This is a genomic window from Pseudomonas sp. Z4-20 (assembly GCF_051131955.1).
Classification (GTDB): Bacteria; Pseudomonadota; Gammaproteobacteria; order Pseudomonadales; family Pseudomonadaceae; genus Aquipseudomonas; species Aquipseudomonas marvdashtae.
This window is the reverse complement of record NZ_CP071641.1, coordinates 448,234-463,501: the sequence shown is the minus strand read 5'-3', so window position 1 is coordinate 463,501 and position 15,268 is coordinate 448,234. Positions and strand designations below refer to the sequence as shown.

Genomic DNA, 15,268 nt, shown 5'->3' with positions numbered 1-15,268 from the left:
TCTTTGTTCCCTTCTGCCTTGATCCCTCCCAGCCCCAGGCCTACTCTAGAGCCGCCGCGTCAACGCGCCACACCTCGCTGCACCGCCACTCCAGACAAGGAGGTTCCATGTTCGATTTCCACCCCCAGCTCAAGCAGCGGTTTGCTGCGCTGCGCACGGGCGCCGAGTTCTTCTCCTTGCGTTATGTCCGCGAGTCCGGCCAGCACCTGTCGGTGCGCAAGAATGTCGCCGAACCGCCCAGCCTGAGCCGCGACGAAGGCGCGATGCTCACCGCGCGAGTCAACGGCGTCGAGGCTTATGCGGCCACCAACGACTTGTCCCAGGCCGGTCTGCAAGCGGCGCTGGCACGGGCCGAGCAACAGGCCCGCCAGCTCAAGCCCCACGCCTTGCTCGACTTGCGCGAGCAATCGGTGTCCAGCGACCGCGCCGATTATTTCTCTCCTCATTTCGACCAGGCCTTCCCTCCACTGGGCGATTGCTTCCAGTTGCTTGGCGACGAGTCGGCGGCAGTGCCGGCGGACGAGCGCCTGGTGAACTGGCAAGTGAGCATTGGCCTGACCCAGGTCGAACAGATCTACCTCAACAGTGCCGGTGCCGAACTGCGCCAGGCCCAGCGTTACATTTACCCGGCTTTGGACGTGACCGCTTTCGACGGGCAAGACAGCCAGACCCGAACCTTGGGCCGCGAGAACTTCGGCCAGCAAGGCGGCTTCGATGTCATCCGCCGCTGCGGCCTGATCGGTGCCGGCCCGAAAATCGCCGGCCAGGCGCTGCAACTGCTGATGGCGCCGAACACCCCGCAAGGGCCGCGCGACCTGCTGCTCATGCCCGACCAGATGATGCTGCAGATCCATGAATCCATCGGTCATCCGCTGGAACTGGATCGCATCCTGGGGGACGAGCGCAATTACGCCGGCACCAGCTTCGTCAAGACCAGCGATTTTGGACAGCTGCAATACGGCTCCAATCTGCTGAACGTGACCTTCGACCCGGACATTCCCGAAGAACTGGCCAGTTACAGCCATGACGACGACGGCACCGCCGCGAGCAAGCAGTTCCTGATTCGAGAAGGCCTGTTGCTGCGACCCTTGGGCGGCGCGTTGTCGCAGTTTCGCGCCGGCCTCGACGGTGTCGCCAACAGCCGCGCCTGCGGTTGGAATCGGCCGCCCATCGACCGCATGGCGAACCTGAACATCGAGCCCGGCGACCAGACCCTGGAGCAATTGATTCAGGGCATCGAGCACGGTGTGCTGATGCGGACCAACCGCTCCTGGTCGATCGACGACGCTCGCAACAAATTCCAGTTCGGCTGCGAATGGGGCCAATTGATCGAGAACGGCGAGCTCAAGGGCGTGGTGAAGAACCCCAACTACCGAGGCATCTCCGCGCAATTCTGGAAGAGCCTGAAGGCGGTGGGCGATGCCAGCACGTCGCAAGTCCTGGGCACGCCAAATTGTGGCAAGGGCGAGCCGAACCAGGTGATCCGCGTCGGCCACGCGTCGCCGGCCTGTGTATTCAGCAATATCGATGTGTTTGGGGGAGACGCCTGATGAGTACGATCACAAATGAGTCTGGGGCGTTCAAGGCGTTGGTCGATTGGTTGCGCAATGCGTTGCACGGCCCTGAACAATTCACCCTGGGCTATGCCGCCGAATCCTCGGCTTTCGTGCGTTTCAACCACGGCAAGGTTCGCCAGGCCGGACAGGTGCAGCAGGCCAACGTCAGTCTCAAGTTGATCGACGAGGGCCGTCATGCCGACTTGCAGATCACCTTGTCCGGCGACACCGAGACCGACCTGCAACGCTTGGCCGAGGGCTTGCAACAATTGCGCGACACCTTGCCTCTGCTGCCAGCCGATCCCTACCTGCTGCTCAATCACAATCACTGGCAGAGCAACAATGTGCAGGATCATTCGCTGCCCGAGACCGCGCAGGCCGTCGCTGAAATCACCCGCGCCGCCGAAGGCCTGGACCTGGTCGGTTTTTACGCCGCCGGCCCCATCAGCCGTGGCTTCGCCAGTTCCTCGGGGGCATTTGGCTGGCATCAGGCCAACAGCTTCAATTTCGACTTCAGCTTGTTTCATGACAACGGCCAGGCCGTAAAGGCAAGCTATGCCGGACACGCATGGAGCAGTGAGGAATTCGCCCGGCGCTTCGAGCAAGCCCGCGAACAATTGACGTTTCTTGGCCGGCCACTGCGCACGCTGCCGCCTGGCGAGTACCGCGCCTACCTGGCGCCGGCTGCGCTGGAGGAAATCATGGGCATGCTCAGTTGGGGTGGGTTCTCGGCGCGGGCAATCGCCAGCAAGCAAAGCCCGCTGCAGAAGTTCTATGCCAACGAAGCCAACTTCAGCCCCAACGTGTGGCTGACGGAGCAGGTCAGCGGCTCCTTGAGCCCGGCATTTTCCGACGAAGGCTATCCACGCGATGACCTGGCGCTGATTGCCAAGGGCACGGCCAATGCCCGGTTGGTCAATTCCCGCAGCGCCGCCGAATACGGCGTCACCGCCAACGGCGCCAGCAGCTACGAATACCCGACAGCGCTGGAAATGAAAGAAGGTCACTTGGAGCAAAGGCATGTGCTTGAGGAACTCGGCACTGGCTTGTACATCAGTAACCTGTGGTATCTGAATTATTCCGACCAACCGGCCGCGCGCCTGACCGGCATGACCCGCTTCGCCACGTTTTGGGTCGAGAACGGCCAGATCCAGGCACCGGTCAGCACCATGCGTTTCGACGACAGCGTCTACAGCCTGCTCGGTTCGCAACTCGAAGGCCTGACCCAGGAGCGGGAACTTCTTCTCTCGGCCAGTACCTACAGCCAGCGGGCGACGGCCTCGATGTTGTTGCCGGGGGCGTTGGTGAAGCGCTTGACGTTGACGTTGTAGCACCAAGAAGATGGCTTCACCCTCCTGTGGCGAGGGAGCTTGCTCCCGCTCGGCTGCGAAGCAGTCGTAATCCAGGCGACGCGATCTTTCAGGCATACCGTGTTGGCCGGTTGGGGGTGCTTCGCCCCCCCAGCGGGAGCAAGCTCCCTCGCCACAAGAGCGTCCTTGCCACAGGTAATTGTTCAATTTTAATGCAAGAGGTCCCATGCCCAACCGCGCCCCACTCGACGCCGTCACCGCCCGCTGGCTTCCGTGGGTCGTGGCGATTGCTTTCTTCATGCAGTCCCTGGACGGGACCATCCTCAACACCGCCCTGCCTGCCATGGCCAGCGACCTGGCGGAGAACCCGCTGCGCATGCAAGGCGTGATCATCGCCTACATGCTCACGGTGGCCCTGCTGATCCCGGCCTCGGGCTGGATCGCCGACCGCTTTGGCACCAAGAAGATTTTCTTCGGCGCGATCCTGCTGTTCAGCTTCGGCTCGTTGCTGTGCGCCTTGTCCAATTCGTTGAGCATGCTGATCGGCGCCCGGGTCGTCCAGGGCCTGGGTGGCGCGCTGATGCTGCCGGTGGGCAGGCTGGTAGTTCTACGGGCGTACCCGCGTTCGGAGCTGGTGCGGATCATGGGTTTCATCACCATCCCCGGCCTGCTCGGCCCGCTGATCGGCCCGACCATGGGTGGCTGGATGGTCGAGTACCTGACGTGGCACTGGATTTTCATCATCAACCTGCCGGTGGGGGTAATCGGCTGCTATGCCGTCTGGAAATTCATTCCGGACCTGCGCGGCAGCGAGCGCACGCGGTTCGATGGGCTGGGGTTCCTGTTGTTCGGCGCGGCGATGGTGCTGATCACCATCGCCATGGAAGGCCTCGGTGAACTGCACTTGCCGCACCTGCGGGTGATGTTGCTGCTGTTTGGCGGCATGGCTTGCCTGGCGGCGTATTGGTTGCGGGCCGGGCATGTCGAGAACGCCCTGTTCCCACCGTCACTGTTCAAGACCCGGACCTTCGCCGTGGGCATTCTCGGCAACCTGTTCGCGCGCCTGGGCAGCGGCGCCCTGCCGTTTCTGGTGCCGCTGTTGCTACAGGTGGCGCTGGGCTATTCGCCGTCCCAGGCCGGGATGAGCATGTTGCCCCTGGCGGCGGCGGCGATGGTAGCCAAGTCCGTGGCCCGGCCATTGATCGAACGCCTGGGCTATCGCATCGTCTTGACCGGCAATACCGTGGCGCTGGGCGTGATGTTGGCGAGCATGGGCCTGGTCAGCGAACAGACGCCGTACTGGCTGCTGCTGGCGCAACTGGCGGTGTTGGGGGCGATCAACTCGCTGCAATTCACCGCGATGAACACCGTGACGCTGATCGACCTGGACGACGCCAGCGCCAGCAGCGGCAACAGCTTGCTGTCGGTGGTGGCGCAATTGTCCCTGAGCCTCGGCGTAGCCTGCGCCGGCGCCTTGCTCGGCGGCTTTACCGCCCAGGTCGGCAACGATGGCGTGGACACGGTATTGGGTGCGTTCCAACTGACGTTCGTGACGGTGGGGATCATGGCGATGCTGGCGGCGACGATTTTCTCCCAGTTGTCACGGGAAGACGGACGGCGGGTGAAGCGGCCGGATGAGCATATCGAGCACTAGCTTCGATAAAGCCAGATCGCCACAGGGAAATCTGTCCGCTTCGGAACTGCGCCGCAGCTCGTCCAGAACGTTCGAAGAAAGTGGCACGAGGCTGCTACACTGCGCGACATTTTGTTTTGCAGGCCAGTCCCGTGACCACCATTGCCACCGCTTTTAATACTTTGCCGCTGTCCGCCGCCATGCTGGCTAACCTCGAATCACTCGGTTATGCCCAGATGACGCCGATCCAGGCGCAAAGCTTGCCGGTGATTCTCAAGGGCATGGACCTGATCGCCCAGGCCAAGACCGGCAGTGGCAAGACCGCGGCCTTCGGCATCGGCCTGCTGAACCCGATCAACCCACGGTTCTTCGGCTGCCAGGCACTGGTGATGTGCCCGACTCGCGAGCTGGCCGACCAGGTCGCCAAGGAAATCCGTCGCCTGGCCCGCGCCGAAGACAACATCAAGGTCCTGACCTTGTGCGGCGGCGTCTCCTTCGGCCCCCAGATCGCCTCCCTCGAACACGGCGCTCACATCATTGTCGGCACGCCGGGGCGTATCCAGCAGCATCTGCGCAAGGGCTCGCTGGTGCTCGATGGCTTGAACACGCTGATCCTCGACGAAGCCGACCGCATGCTCGACATGGGTTTCTACGACGCCATCGAGGACATCATCCTGCAGACCCCGGAACGTCGCCAGACCCTGCTGTTCTCCGCCACCTACCCGGTTGGCATCAAGCAACTGTCGTCCAAGTTCATGCGCAACCCGCAGCAGGTGAAGGCCGAGGCGTTCCACTCCGACGCGCAGATCGAGCAGCGCTTCTACGAGATCTCCCCGGAGGAGCGCATGGACGCGGTGGTCAAGGTGCTCGCGCATTTCCGTCCAGCCTCCTGCGTGGCCTTCTGCTTCACCAAGCAGCAAGTCCAGGAGACCGTTGACCACTTGACGTCCAAGGGCATCTCCGCCGTCGGCCTGCACGGCGACTTGGAGCAGCGCGATCGTGACCAAGTGCTGGCGATGTTCGCCAACCGCAGCACCTCGGTGCTGGTCGCCACCGACGTGGCCGCACGCGGCCTGGACATCGACGCGCTGGACATGGTGATCAACGTCGAACTGGCCCGGGACTCGGAGATCCATATCCACCGCGTCGGCCGCACTGGCCGCGCCGGTGAGAAAGGCATCGCCATCAGCTTGGTGGCGCCGTCCGAAGCCCACCGCGCCCAGGCCATCGAGCAGTTGCAGAAATCTCCGCTGAGCTGGGACCAACTGGACAACCTCAAGTCCCAGGGCGGCGCCCCGTTGCTGCCAGCGATGAGCACCCTGTGCATCGGCGCCGGGCGCAAGGACAAGGTCCGCCCCGGCGACATCCTCGGCGCCCTGACCGGCGACGCCGGCATTCCCGGCGCCCAGGTCGGCAAGATCGCGATTTTCGATTTCCAGGCCTACGTGGCAGTGGAACGCGGGATCGCCAAACAGGCGCTGCAGCGGCTGAACGATGGCAAGATCAAGGGCCGCTCGTTGCGGGTGCGGATTCTCTGATTGCCGTTGATTCACCCTGTGGCGAGGGAGCTTGCTCCCGCTCGGCTGCGCAGCAGTCGTAATCCAGGCGATGCGATATTCCAGATGCACCGTGTCGTCAGTTCGGGGCTGCTCGCAGCCCAGCGGGAGCAAGCTCCCTCGCCACAAAAGCTCCATACTCATCTGAATGTGAGGACACCGTTTTGCGCTCTACCGAAGTCGTGATCATTGGCGCTGGCGCCGCAGGGTTGATGTGCGCGCTGACCGCCGCCGGGCGCGGGCGGCAGGTGATGTTGCTGGACCACGCCAACAAGGCCGGCAAGAAAATCCTCATGTCGGGCGGTGGGCGCTGCAATTTCACCAACATGTACACCGAGCCTGGCAATTTTCTCTCGCAGAACCCGCATTTCTGCAAATCAGCCCTGGCCCGCTACACCCAGTGGGATTTCATCGCACTGGTGGCCAAGCACGGCGTGCCCTACCACGAGAAAAAACTCGGCCAGTTGTTCTGCGATAACAAATCCAGCGACATCCTCGCAATGCTGCTGGACGAGTGTGGCCAGGCCGGCGTGAGCTTGCACCTGGACACCTCAGTCCAACAGATCGAAAAAGCCGAAAGCGGCTATTTGTTGCAAACCACCCTTGGAACCATCAGCTGCCCATCCCTGGTGATTGCCACCGGCGGGCTGTCCATCCCAACCCTGGGCGCCACCGGTTTCGGTTATCAGGTAGCGAAACAGTTTGGCCATGAGCTGCTGCCGACCCGCGCCGGGCTGGTGCCGTTCACCATCACCGATCAGCTCAAGGCCCTTTGCACCGAGCTTTCCGGCACGTCGGTGGATTGCCTGGTCAGCTGCAACGAGCAGAGTTTTCGCGAGAACATCCTGTTCACCCATCGCGGCCTGAGCGGCCCAGCGATCTTGCAGATTTCGTCGTTCTGGGAGCCGGGCGACACGGTGCAAATCAACCTGCTGCCTGACCACGACGTGCCGCAATGGCTGCAACAGCAACAGGCCGAGCGCCCCAACAGCGAACTCAAGACGCTGCTCAGCGAGCTGTTCACCAAAAAAATGGCCAACCTGCTGGCCGATACCTGGTTCGTCTCCAAACCGATGAAGCAATACACCCACTCGGAGCTGGCCGACATCGCAGAGAAACTGGCGAGCTGGAACGTGATCCCTGCCGGCACCGAAGGCTATCGCACCGCCGAAGTCACCTTGGGCGGCGTCGACACGCGGGAAGTCTCGTCCAAGACCATGGAATCGCTCAAAAGCCCAGGGCTGTATTTCATTGGTGAAGTGCTGGACGTCACCGGCCATCTGGGCGGATTCAATTTCCAATGGGCCTGGGCTTCCGGCTATGCGGCGGCGCAGTACGTCTGATCCCACCTGTGTTGAGCCTGCCTCTGTGGCGAGGTGCGTCATTGCCTCCGGGAACACTTTTTGCTGTCGCAAGTGATCGTCGCCATTGCATCGGCGTCATTACTGCCTCAATTTAGCGTCATTGTCCGTCAGGCCCTTGCACTTCATGTCATCGACCTCGTTTAGCCAATCCTTGCGTCGCCTCTGGGCGTTGGACAAATTCAGTTATAGCGTGCGGGTGTTCATCGCCCTGACCGGCAGCATGGGGCTGTGCTGGTATCTGGATAAGATGGCGCTGCTGATCCCGCTGTTCCTGGGCATCATCGCCAGCGCCCTGGCCGAGACCGACGACAGTTGGCAGGGCCGCCTCAATGCGCTGGCCGTGACATTGGTCTGTTTCACTGTCGCCGCGCTGTCGGTGGAGTTGCTGTTTCCCTACCCAGTCCTGTTCATCGTCGCCCTGGCCCTGGCGGCTTTTGGCCTGACCATGCTCGGCGCCTTGGGCGAGCGTTATGGCGCAATTGCCTCGGCCACCCTGATTCTTTCCGTCTATACGATGATCGGCGTGGATCAGCGCGGCGGCGCGGTCACCGATTTCTGGCATGAGCCCTTGCTGCTGGTGGCCGGCGCCGCATGGTATGGCCTGCTCTCGGTGCTGTGGCATGCGTTGTTTTCCAACCAGCCGGTGCAGCAGAGCCTGGCGCGGTTGTTCCGCGAGCTGGGACGCTACCTGAAACTCAAGTCATCGCTGCTTGAGCCGATCCGTCACCTGGATATCGAAGCCCGCCGCCTGGAACTGGCCCAACAGAATGGCCGCGTGGTCGCCGCGCTCAACAACGCCAAGGAAATCATCCTGCATCGCGTCGGTAATGGCCGGCCGGGCTCGAAAGTCAGCCGCTACCTCAAGCTGTACTTCCTCGCCCAGGACATCCATGAACGCGCCAGTTCTTCCCACTACCCCTACAACGCGCTGGCCGAAGCTTTTTTCCACAGTGACGTGCTGTTCCGCTGCCAACGCCTGCTGCGCCAGCAAGGCAAGGCCTGCCAGGCACTGGCGGAGTCGATCCAGCTGCGCCAGCCGTTCGTCTACGACGACAGCTTCGCCGAGGCCTTGAACGATTTGCACGCGTCCCTCGAGCATCTGCGCATCCAGAGCAACCCGGCCTGGCGCGGCTTGCTGCGATCGTTGCGGGCCTTGTCGGTCAACCTCGGCACCATGGACCGATTGCTCAGCGATGCAAGCAACCCCGACGCCCTGGCCGACGCCACCGACAGCAGCCTGCTGGACCGCTCGCCGCGCAACCTCAAGGACGTCTGGCTGCGCTTGCGCACTCAACTGACGCCCACCTCGCTGCTGTTCCGTCATGCCCTGCGCTTGCCCCTGGCCCTGAGCGTGGGTTACGCCATGGTGCATCTGATCCACCCATCCCAGGGCTATTGGATCATTCTCACCACCTTGTTCGTCTGCCAACCCAACTACGGCGCCACCCGGCGCAAGCTCGGCCAGCGGATCATCGGCACCGCCATCGGCCTGACGGTGGCCTGGGCGTTGTTCGACCTGTTTCCCACCCCGCTGGTGCAGTCATGCTTCGCCATTGCCGCCGGGGTGGTGTTCTTTACCAACCGCACCACGCGCTACACCCTGGCGACAGCGGCGATCACCATCATGGTGCTGTTCTGCTTCAACCAGGTCGGAGACGGCTACGGGCTGCTGCTGCCAAGGCTGTTCGATACCTTGCTTGGCAGTCTGATCGCCGGGCTGGCAGTGTTCCTGTTCCTGCCGGACTGGCAGGGCCGGCGGCTGAACAAGGTGCTGGCCAACACGCTGACCTGCAACAGCATCTACCTGCGCCAGATCATGCAGCAGTACGCGGCGGGCAAAAGCGACGACCTGGCCTATCGCCTGGCCCGACGCAACGCCCACAACGCCGACGCGGCGCTATCGACCACGCTGGCGAACATGTTGATGGAGCCGGGGCATTTCCGGAAGGAAGCCGATGTGGGGTTCCGCTTCCTGGTGCTGTCCCACACCCTGCTCAGCTACCTGTCGGGGTTGGGCGCCCACCGGGGCACCGAGTTACCGGCGGAGGTTCGCGAGCAACTGATCAACGGCGCGGGCGTGAAGCTGGCGACGAGCATCGATGAAATCGCCCAGGGCTTGGCGAGCAAGCAACCGATTGCCATCCAGAGCGACGAAGAAGAAGCCCTCGCCAGTGAGCTGGAGCAGATGCCCGATGAAATCGACGAGGGCCAGCGGCTGGTGCAGACACAACTGGGTTTGATCTGCCGCCAACTGGGACCTTTGCGCACACTGGCAGCGCACCTGATGAAGGCCTGACGGGGCGAGCTTCAAGCCTCAAGCTGCAAGTCAAGCTGGTGGCGCCCTGCTTGCAGCTCGAAGCTTGAAGCTTGAAGCTGCTCTTACCCCTACATCCCGTGCGCCTTCAATAACTTCTGATAACTTCCATCCGCTTTCATCGCCGCGATCTCCCGATCGAACCCGGCAACGATCTCCGCATGCTCGGGATTCTTCAGGCTGACCAGGATACGCAGGCTGTTTTCACTCAACGGCTTGGGTAGAAATTCCACGGCATTACGCACCTTGGCGGATTCACGACTCAGGTAATAACGGGCGACGTATTCATCCTCCAGGGTCAGCTTCACCCGGTCGGCGACCAGCATGCGAACGCCCATCGCAAAGTTGTGCACAGGGACTTTCTGCACCTGCCCGTCCTCATCGAACGCTTTGGAATAGGCGTAACCGCGTACCACCGCGATGGGAAATTCGTACAGTTGCTGCAGGTTATCGAAGTCAATGTCCGCGTCCTTGCGCTTGATGAAGCGCACGCGATTGCGCAGGTATTCGGCCGAGAACTGGCCCACATGGGTGCGCTCCTCGGCGTACCAGGCGTTGATCAGCACGTCGTAGCGTCCTTCGCTGATACCCAGCATTGCCCGGGCCCAGGGCACCTGCTCGAAGTCGCTGGCATACCCCGCCCGCGCCAGCGCCGTGGTGACAATATCGGTCGCCAAGCCACCGTTGACCAGCGTCGAGTCGGTAAAGGGCGGCCAGGCATCGGCGACCAAGCGCAGCTTTTGCGCGCAGGCGTCGTGGCTCAGCAACAGCAACCCGACCAAAGCAACAGCTCGATGCAATCGCGGCATGCCAAACATCCTTGACGGGTTCAAAGCCCGGTTTGTTTTTAGCCCGATACTCAAGGGATATCCTGGGATATCCGGTCCTAACGTTAGCTTATCGAAGCCGCTGCGCAGTGCTGGATTGAAGATTACACAAAGAAGACAAGGTCGCGACACATCGATGATGGCATTTTGGCCTTTGTCACAGATTTTCCGACAAACCGCAGAAAGACATCCAAGGCCAGGGCGCCTAATATCGGCATCAAGTTCTCAAGGAAATTCAAAAATGGAAATCGAATGGGTCTGCAAACATCACAGTGACCTGAGTAAGGAACAGCTCTACGCCATTCTGAAACTGCGTGCCGATGTGTTCGTCGTCGAACAGAACTGCGCCTACCCGGACGTCGACGGACTGGATCTGGAGGGTGATACTTGCCACTTGATGGCATGGCAGGACAATCACTTGGTGGCCTACCTTCGCTTGCTCGATCCCCATTCGCAGAACAGCGATGTGGTGATTGGCCGGGTCGTCATCGCGCCCAACGCCCGAGGTCAGGGGCTGGGGCACATACTGATGGAGCAGGCCCTCAAGCAGGCCGAAAGGCACTGGCCTGGGACGTCGATCTCATTGTCGGCCCAGGCGCATCTGCAAGGGTATTACCGGCGGTATGGGTTTGAAGCGGTAGGTGTCGAGTACCTGGAAGACGGGATTCCACACATCGGCATGCATCGACCTTAAGGCTCGCGAAGGCGCCAACGCTGCCATCCGCCAATTCCTCAGGGATACTCCAGCACCGCTTTGATCCGATCCAGATTCTGCTCGATCCACCGCCGATCAATAGCGCCCCAATCGCGAATCCGGTAACGCCCGGCATGGTTCCGGGCGCCCTGCTCTTGCTCGAATTCGCAAGTGATATCCAGGTCAGCCAGTGCCGCGACAGTATCCTGGGCGGTGCGCCTGGGCATGCCGGTGGACTCGGTGAGGGCGGGAATGTTACTGGCCGTGTCGCTGTCGATCAGGTACGCCACATACAAGCGGCGGTAGAAGCTGCTCTTGGTCTTGCTGACGTCCATACGGTCATTCCTTGTCTTGTTGCAGATCCCGCCAGGTGAGGTAAACCCGCAAGTCGAATTCAACTTGGTGGTAGCCCGGCAGCATGTGCTCGCACAGCTGGTAGAAGGCCTTGTTGTGGTCCGACTCCTTGAAGTGGGCCAACTCGTGCACCACGATCATCTTCAGGAATTCAGGCGCCGCGTCCTTGAACAGCGAAGCAATACGAATTTCCTTCTTGGCCTTGAGCTTGCCGCCCTGCACTCGCGACACCGCCGTGTGCAAGCCAAGTGCGCGATGAGTCAAGTCGAGGCGATTGTCGAACAGCACCTTGTCGATTGCCGGGGCGTTACGCAGGTACTGCTGCTTGAGGTCCAGCGCGTAACCGTACAACGCCTTGTCGCTCTGGATCGGATGGCGGCCGGGATAACGCTCGCGCAGGTATTCACCCAGTCGATCCTGGGCAATCAATTGTTGCACCTGGGCTTGCAGGGCGGTGGGGTACGCCTGGAGGTATTTGAGCACGGTCATCGGACGGCAACACAATCAATGAGGCCGCCAGTGTAGCGAATTCAGGCCTGCACCGCGCTCCAGTCGAACGGCCGGGCAAAGGCATCGGTGTCCTCGGCCATCAAGGGCCGCGCGACGAGGAAGCCCTGCACGTATTCGCAGCCATGGTCCTTGAGCCACTGATATTGCGCCTGAGTCTCGACCCCCTCGGCGATCACCCGCAAGCCTAGATGAATGCATAAATCGATCACCGAGGCGGCCAGCGCGGCATCCCGTGGCGAGTCCGGCAAACGGGCGATCAAATGCCGGTCCAGCTTGAGCGTATCGAGTTCCAAGTCGCGCAGATGCGTCAGCGAGCAGGGGCCGGAACCGAAATCGTCCAGCGCGACCCGCACCCCCAAGTGGCGTAACAGCCGCAACTGCTTATGGGTCTCGTCCGGGTTGCGCATCAGTGCATCCTCGGTCACCTCGACTTCCAATTGCCGAGGCTTCAACGCATGGCGCTCCAGAACCTGACGCAGTTCGGTCACCAGGTTGGGCATGCCGAACTGGGTGCTGCTCAGGCTCACCGCCAGCACCAGGTCATCGGCGAAAAAGCGTTCCCAGACTTTGCGCTGGGCCGCGCTGCGATGATAAATCCAACTGCCAAGCCGACTGATCAGTCGCACCTCCTCCAGCAAGGGCAGGAACAAGCCCGGCGGCACGTCCCCGACGCTCGGATGTTGCCAGCGCAACAGCGCCTCGAACCCGCGGGTCCGACCGTCATGAATGTCCACTTGCGGCTGATAGACCATGTTGAAGTCACGGTTCTCGATTGCCGAGCGCACGCTTTCTTCAAGCATCAACCGTGAGCGGGCTCGACCGTTCATTTCGTGGTCGTAAAAACGGTATTGCTGACGGCCGGCACGCTTGGCTTCGTACATGGCGATGTCGGAGGCGCGCAACAAACCATCCAGATTGGAGCCGCAGTCCGGGTAGGTCGCAATACCGATACTGGCGCCCAACGCCACGTCCATGCCTTCGATCTGCTGGCAGACCGAGACGCGCTCGATGAGCTTTTCGGCAATCTTGGCTGCTTGCTCGGGCACTTCCAGATCCAGCAGGGCCGTGAATTCGTCACCGCCAAGCCGCGCCAGGATATCGAACGGACGGAGGCAAGCTTTCAATTGTTCCGAGACCCAGCGCAACACCCGGTCACCGGCATCGTGCCCCAGGGAATCATTGACGCGCTTGAAGCCATCGAGGTCCAGGTACAGCAGCACCCAGTTGCTCTCCGACCGTTCGCTGCGCATCAACAGGTTTTCCGCCGTCTGATAAAACCCCCTGCGGTTGAGCAAACCGGTCAGCGGGTCAGTAACAGCCTGGAATTCGAGTTGTTGATGTAGATGGCGGACCACCGACATGTCTTGGAGCGTCACCACCATGGCCTTTTGTTCCGAAGACAGCGGCGCGCAAGACAAGGCCACCGACACTTGCTGGCCGGGCGCGGTGCGCAACACGGCGTCGTGCAGGCGCCAGGTTTCGCCCCGCTGATAAGCCGTATGGATCTGCGAACCCACCCAATCGGGAATGTGGGGTTTTTGCAGGAAATCCAAGAACGCCCTTCCTTGCAACAGGTCGGCGGTGGCGTTGAGCAAACGGCACGTGGAAGGGTTGGCGAAACGGATGCACCCGCTCTCATCCACTACCAGGATGCCTTCGGCGGCGTTGTCCAGTACCGAGGCGTTGAAGGCCCGGGCGGCTTCCAGATCCTGGCTCAGGCGCTGCAAGGCCCGACGGTTGCGCTGGTGCTCCAGCAAGGCATGAACCTTGGGCTTGAGGATTTGCGGGTCGAACGGCTTGAACAGGTAATCCACCGCGCCATTGGCGTAGCCCTTGATGACCGCGTCCTGGGATTGCTCATTGGCCGTCAGGAAAATAATCGGCGTAAGCCGCGTTCGCTGGCTGCCGCGCATCAGGCGCGCCACCTCGAAGCCGTCCATGTCCGGCATCTGCACATCCAGCAGCACCAGGTCGATGTCATGCTCAAGCAGCAGGTTCAAGGCCTCGACCCCGGAGGCTGCGGTCATGACCTGCCAATCCGGGCGCTGCAACAACGCTCGCATGCTGAGCAGGTTTTCAGGGTAATCATCAACAATTAACAGGACAGAGCTGTCTTCGCCAAACGGGGGTTGCGCGCATTCCATGCTGCTTCTCTTATCGGACGCCATGCCTGCCTTATAGAGCAAGGCGGACAAAATACAGTGATCTCACTCTAGACCGGCTTTCTGAAAAGCAGTAGATGTCAACACGCCATCATCCAGGCAAAGCCCGAAATAGCCGACTAACGGTCACCCTTCTCAGGCACAGAAACTGCAATGACCCATTCGACGAACAATTGACGTCAAACATTCGCCGAACGGTCAACAAGAAAAAGCCCCTCTCCAGCGTTTCGACACGCTTCAAAGGGCGGTTTAAAGCCTCCCGACACGGCGTACCCACTCTTACATCCGATACGCAGGACCTAGACATGATCGATCTCGCAACCTGGAACTTGAGCATTCCTGAAGGCGCACCACCGGCGACCATCCAAACCTCGCAACTGGTACAAGGTTTCAAGAACCAGTACTTCAACGCTGAAACCGGCACCGTGTTTTTCTGGGTCCCCGTCACGGGCGCCACGACGGCCAACGCCATTTACCCTCGCAGCGAGCTGCGCGAAACCAACAGCGACGGCACGTTGCGCAACTGGTTATACCCGGCTGCGGATAACAAGCTGGCCGCCACCCTGACCGTCGGCCAGGTGCCGAGCACCGGCAAGCTGGTGATTGGCCAGATCCACGCCAAGGACAGCACCAGTCCCATGGTAAAGCTGGAATACCAGTACAAGACCTACAGTTCCACCGGCAACATCGTCGCCAAGGTGCGCATGCGCCCTGATGATGCAGCGGGCCAGGTCATTACCATTGCCACGGGCATCAAGCTCAACCAGCCGTTCTCGTACCTTATCCACCTCAACCGTGCAGGTCTCTTGACCATCAGCGGTGCCGGTTATCAGTGGAGTGGCACAGTCAACAGCACCTGGAGCAACAAGCCGCTGTACTTCAAGGCAGGTGTCTACGTGCAGGACAACACCGGCTACGCCACTGAAGGCGGGAAAGCGACCTTCAGCCTGCTGGATATCGATCACAACCTCTAAGCTCGCCCCCCGAG

General features: G+C 61.3%; 12 protein-coding genes. 8 read left to right on the top strand and 4 right to left on the bottom strand.

The features are described from left to right. Positions 1–107 precede the first annotated feature (107 nt). From J3P82_RS02260 to yccS, 6 genes are all read left to right on the top strand, one after another. Positions 108–1,550 carry a TldD/PmbA family protein gene (locus J3P82_RS02260; protein WP_434560406.1) on the top strand — a complete coding sequence of 481 codons (1,443 nt, stop codon included), beginning with the start codon at positions 108–110 and terminating at the stop codon, positions 1,548–1,550. Next, entirely contained in the window at positions 1,550–2,887 is a 1,338-nt protein-coding gene (locus J3P82_RS02255; protein ID WP_434560404.1) for a TldD/PmbA family protein, read from the top strand. Before J3P82_RS02260 ends, J3P82_RS02255 begins: the two co-directional genes overlap by 1 nt. A gap of 205 nt (positions 2,888–3,092) precedes the next feature. Then, a complete protein-coding gene (mdtD, locus tag J3P82_RS02250) occupies positions 3,093–4,520 on the top strand; it encodes a multidrug transporter subunit MdtD (RefSeq protein ID WP_434560402.1) in 1,428 nt (475 codons plus the stop codon). Between the two features lie 179 nt (positions 4,521–4,699). Then, on the top strand, positions 4,700–6,037 hold the full coding sequence (gene dbpA / locus J3P82_RS02245; RefSeq protein WP_434563668.1) for an ATP-dependent RNA helicase DbpA: 1,338 nt from the start codon (positions 4,700–4,702) through the stop codon (positions 6,035–6,037). 182 nt (positions 6,038–6,219) lie between these two features. Next, a complete protein-coding gene (locus tag J3P82_RS02240) occupies positions 6,220–7,398 on the top strand; it encodes an NAD(P)/FAD-dependent oxidoreductase (RefSeq protein ID WP_434560400.1) in 1,179 nt (392 codons plus the stop codon). A 145-nt stretch (positions 7,399–7,543) separates the two neighbouring features. After that, positions 7,544–9,715, top strand: coding sequence for a YccS family putative transporter (yccS, locus tag J3P82_RS02235; RefSeq protein WP_434560398.1), 2,172 nt, complete (start codon positions 7,544–7,546; stop codon positions 9,713–9,715). A gap of 89 nt (positions 9,716–9,804) precedes the next feature. Here the strand turns inward: yccS and J3P82_RS02230 are convergent, their stop codons facing one another. Beyond that, the gene (locus J3P82_RS02230; RefSeq protein WP_434560396.1) at positions 9,805–10,542 is read right to left on the bottom strand and encodes a substrate-binding periplasmic protein; all 738 of its coding nucleotides are present in this window, start codon (positions 10,540–10,542) and stop codon (positions 9,805–9,807) included. Positions 10,543–10,801: 259 nt separating this feature from the next. Here J3P82_RS02230 and J3P82_RS02225 point away from each other — a divergent pair, with 259 nt between their 5' ends. Beyond that, positions 10,802–11,254, top strand: a complete 453-nt coding sequence (locus J3P82_RS02225) for a GNAT family N-acetyltransferase (protein ID WP_434560394.1) — start codon at positions 10,802–10,804, stop codon at positions 11,252–11,254. 38 nt (positions 11,255–11,292) lie between these two features. Here J3P82_RS02225 and J3P82_RS02220 read toward each other — a convergent pair whose 3' ends face one another. The 3 genes from J3P82_RS02220 to J3P82_RS02210 are packed head-to-tail and all read right to left on the bottom strand — an operon-like array spanning position 11,293 to position 14,262. Next, entirely contained in the window at positions 11,293–11,589 is a 297-nt protein-coding gene (locus J3P82_RS02220) for a winged helix-turn-helix domain-containing protein (RefSeq protein ID WP_434560392.1), read from the bottom strand. 4 nt (positions 11,590–11,593) lie between these two features. Continuing rightward, on the bottom strand, positions 11,594–12,097 hold the full coding sequence (locus J3P82_RS02215) for a M48 metallopeptidase family protein (protein WP_434560390.1): 504 nt from the start codon (positions 12,095–12,097) through the stop codon (positions 11,594–11,596). A gap of 41 nt (positions 12,098–12,138) precedes the next feature. Next, positions 12,139–14,262 (bottom strand): putative bifunctional diguanylate cyclase/phosphodiesterase, encoded by a 2,124-nt coding sequence (locus J3P82_RS02210; RefSeq protein ID WP_434560388.1) that lies wholly within the window; start codon positions 14,260–14,262, stop codon positions 12,139–12,141. A 323-nt stretch (positions 14,263–14,585) separates the two neighbouring features. Here J3P82_RS02210 and J3P82_RS02205 point away from each other — a divergent pair, with 323 nt between their 5' ends. Beyond that, entirely contained in the window at positions 14,586–15,254 is a 669-nt protein-coding gene (locus tag J3P82_RS02205; RefSeq protein ID WP_434560386.1) for a polysaccharide lyase family 7 protein, read from the top strand. The last annotated feature ends 14 nt before the right edge of the window (positions 15,255–15,268 follow it).

Bases quoted from the DNA above. Each gene is read 5' to 3' on its own strand.
- J3P82_RS02260 (WP_434560406.1), top strand. From the start codon at position 108: ATGTTCGATTTCCACCCCCAGCTCAAGCAGCGGTTTGCTGCGCTGCGC.
- J3P82_RS02255 (WP_434560404.1), top strand. From the start codon at position 1,550: ATGAGTACGATCACAAATGAGTCTGGGGCGTTCAAGGCGTTGGTCGAT.
- mdtD (WP_434560402.1), top strand. From the start codon at position 3,093: ATGCCCAACCGCGCCCCACTCGACGCCGTCACCGCCCGCTGGCTTCCG.
- dbpA (WP_434563668.1), top strand. From the start codon at position 4,700: ATGCTGGCTAACCTCGAATCACTCGGTTATGCCCAGATGACGCCGATC.
- yccS (WP_434560398.1), top strand. From the start codon at position 7,544: ATGTCATCGACCTCGTTTAGCCAATCCTTGCGTCGCCTCTGGGCGTTG.
- J3P82_RS02230 (WP_434560396.1), bottom strand. From the start codon at position 10,542: ATGCCGCGATTGCATCGAGCTGTTGCTTTGGTCGGGTTGCTGTTGCTG.
- J3P82_RS02225 (WP_434560394.1), top strand. From the start codon at position 10,802: ATGGAAATCGAATGGGTCTGCAAACATCACAGTGACCTGAGTAAGGAA.
- J3P82_RS02220 (WP_434560392.1), bottom strand. From the start codon at position 11,589: ATGGACGTCAGCAAGACCAAGAGCAGCTTCTACCGCCGCTTGTATGTG.
- J3P82_RS02215 (WP_434560390.1), bottom strand. From the start codon at position 12,097: ATGACCGTGCTCAAATACCTCCAGGCGTACCCCACCGCCCTGCAAGCC.
- J3P82_RS02210 (WP_434560388.1), bottom strand. From the start codon at position 14,262: ATGGAATGCGCGCAACCCCCGTTTGGCGAAGACAGCTCTGTCCTGTTA.
- J3P82_RS02205 (WP_434560386.1), top strand. From the start codon at position 14,586: ATGATCGATCTCGCAACCTGGAACTTGAGCATTCCTGAAGGCGCACCA.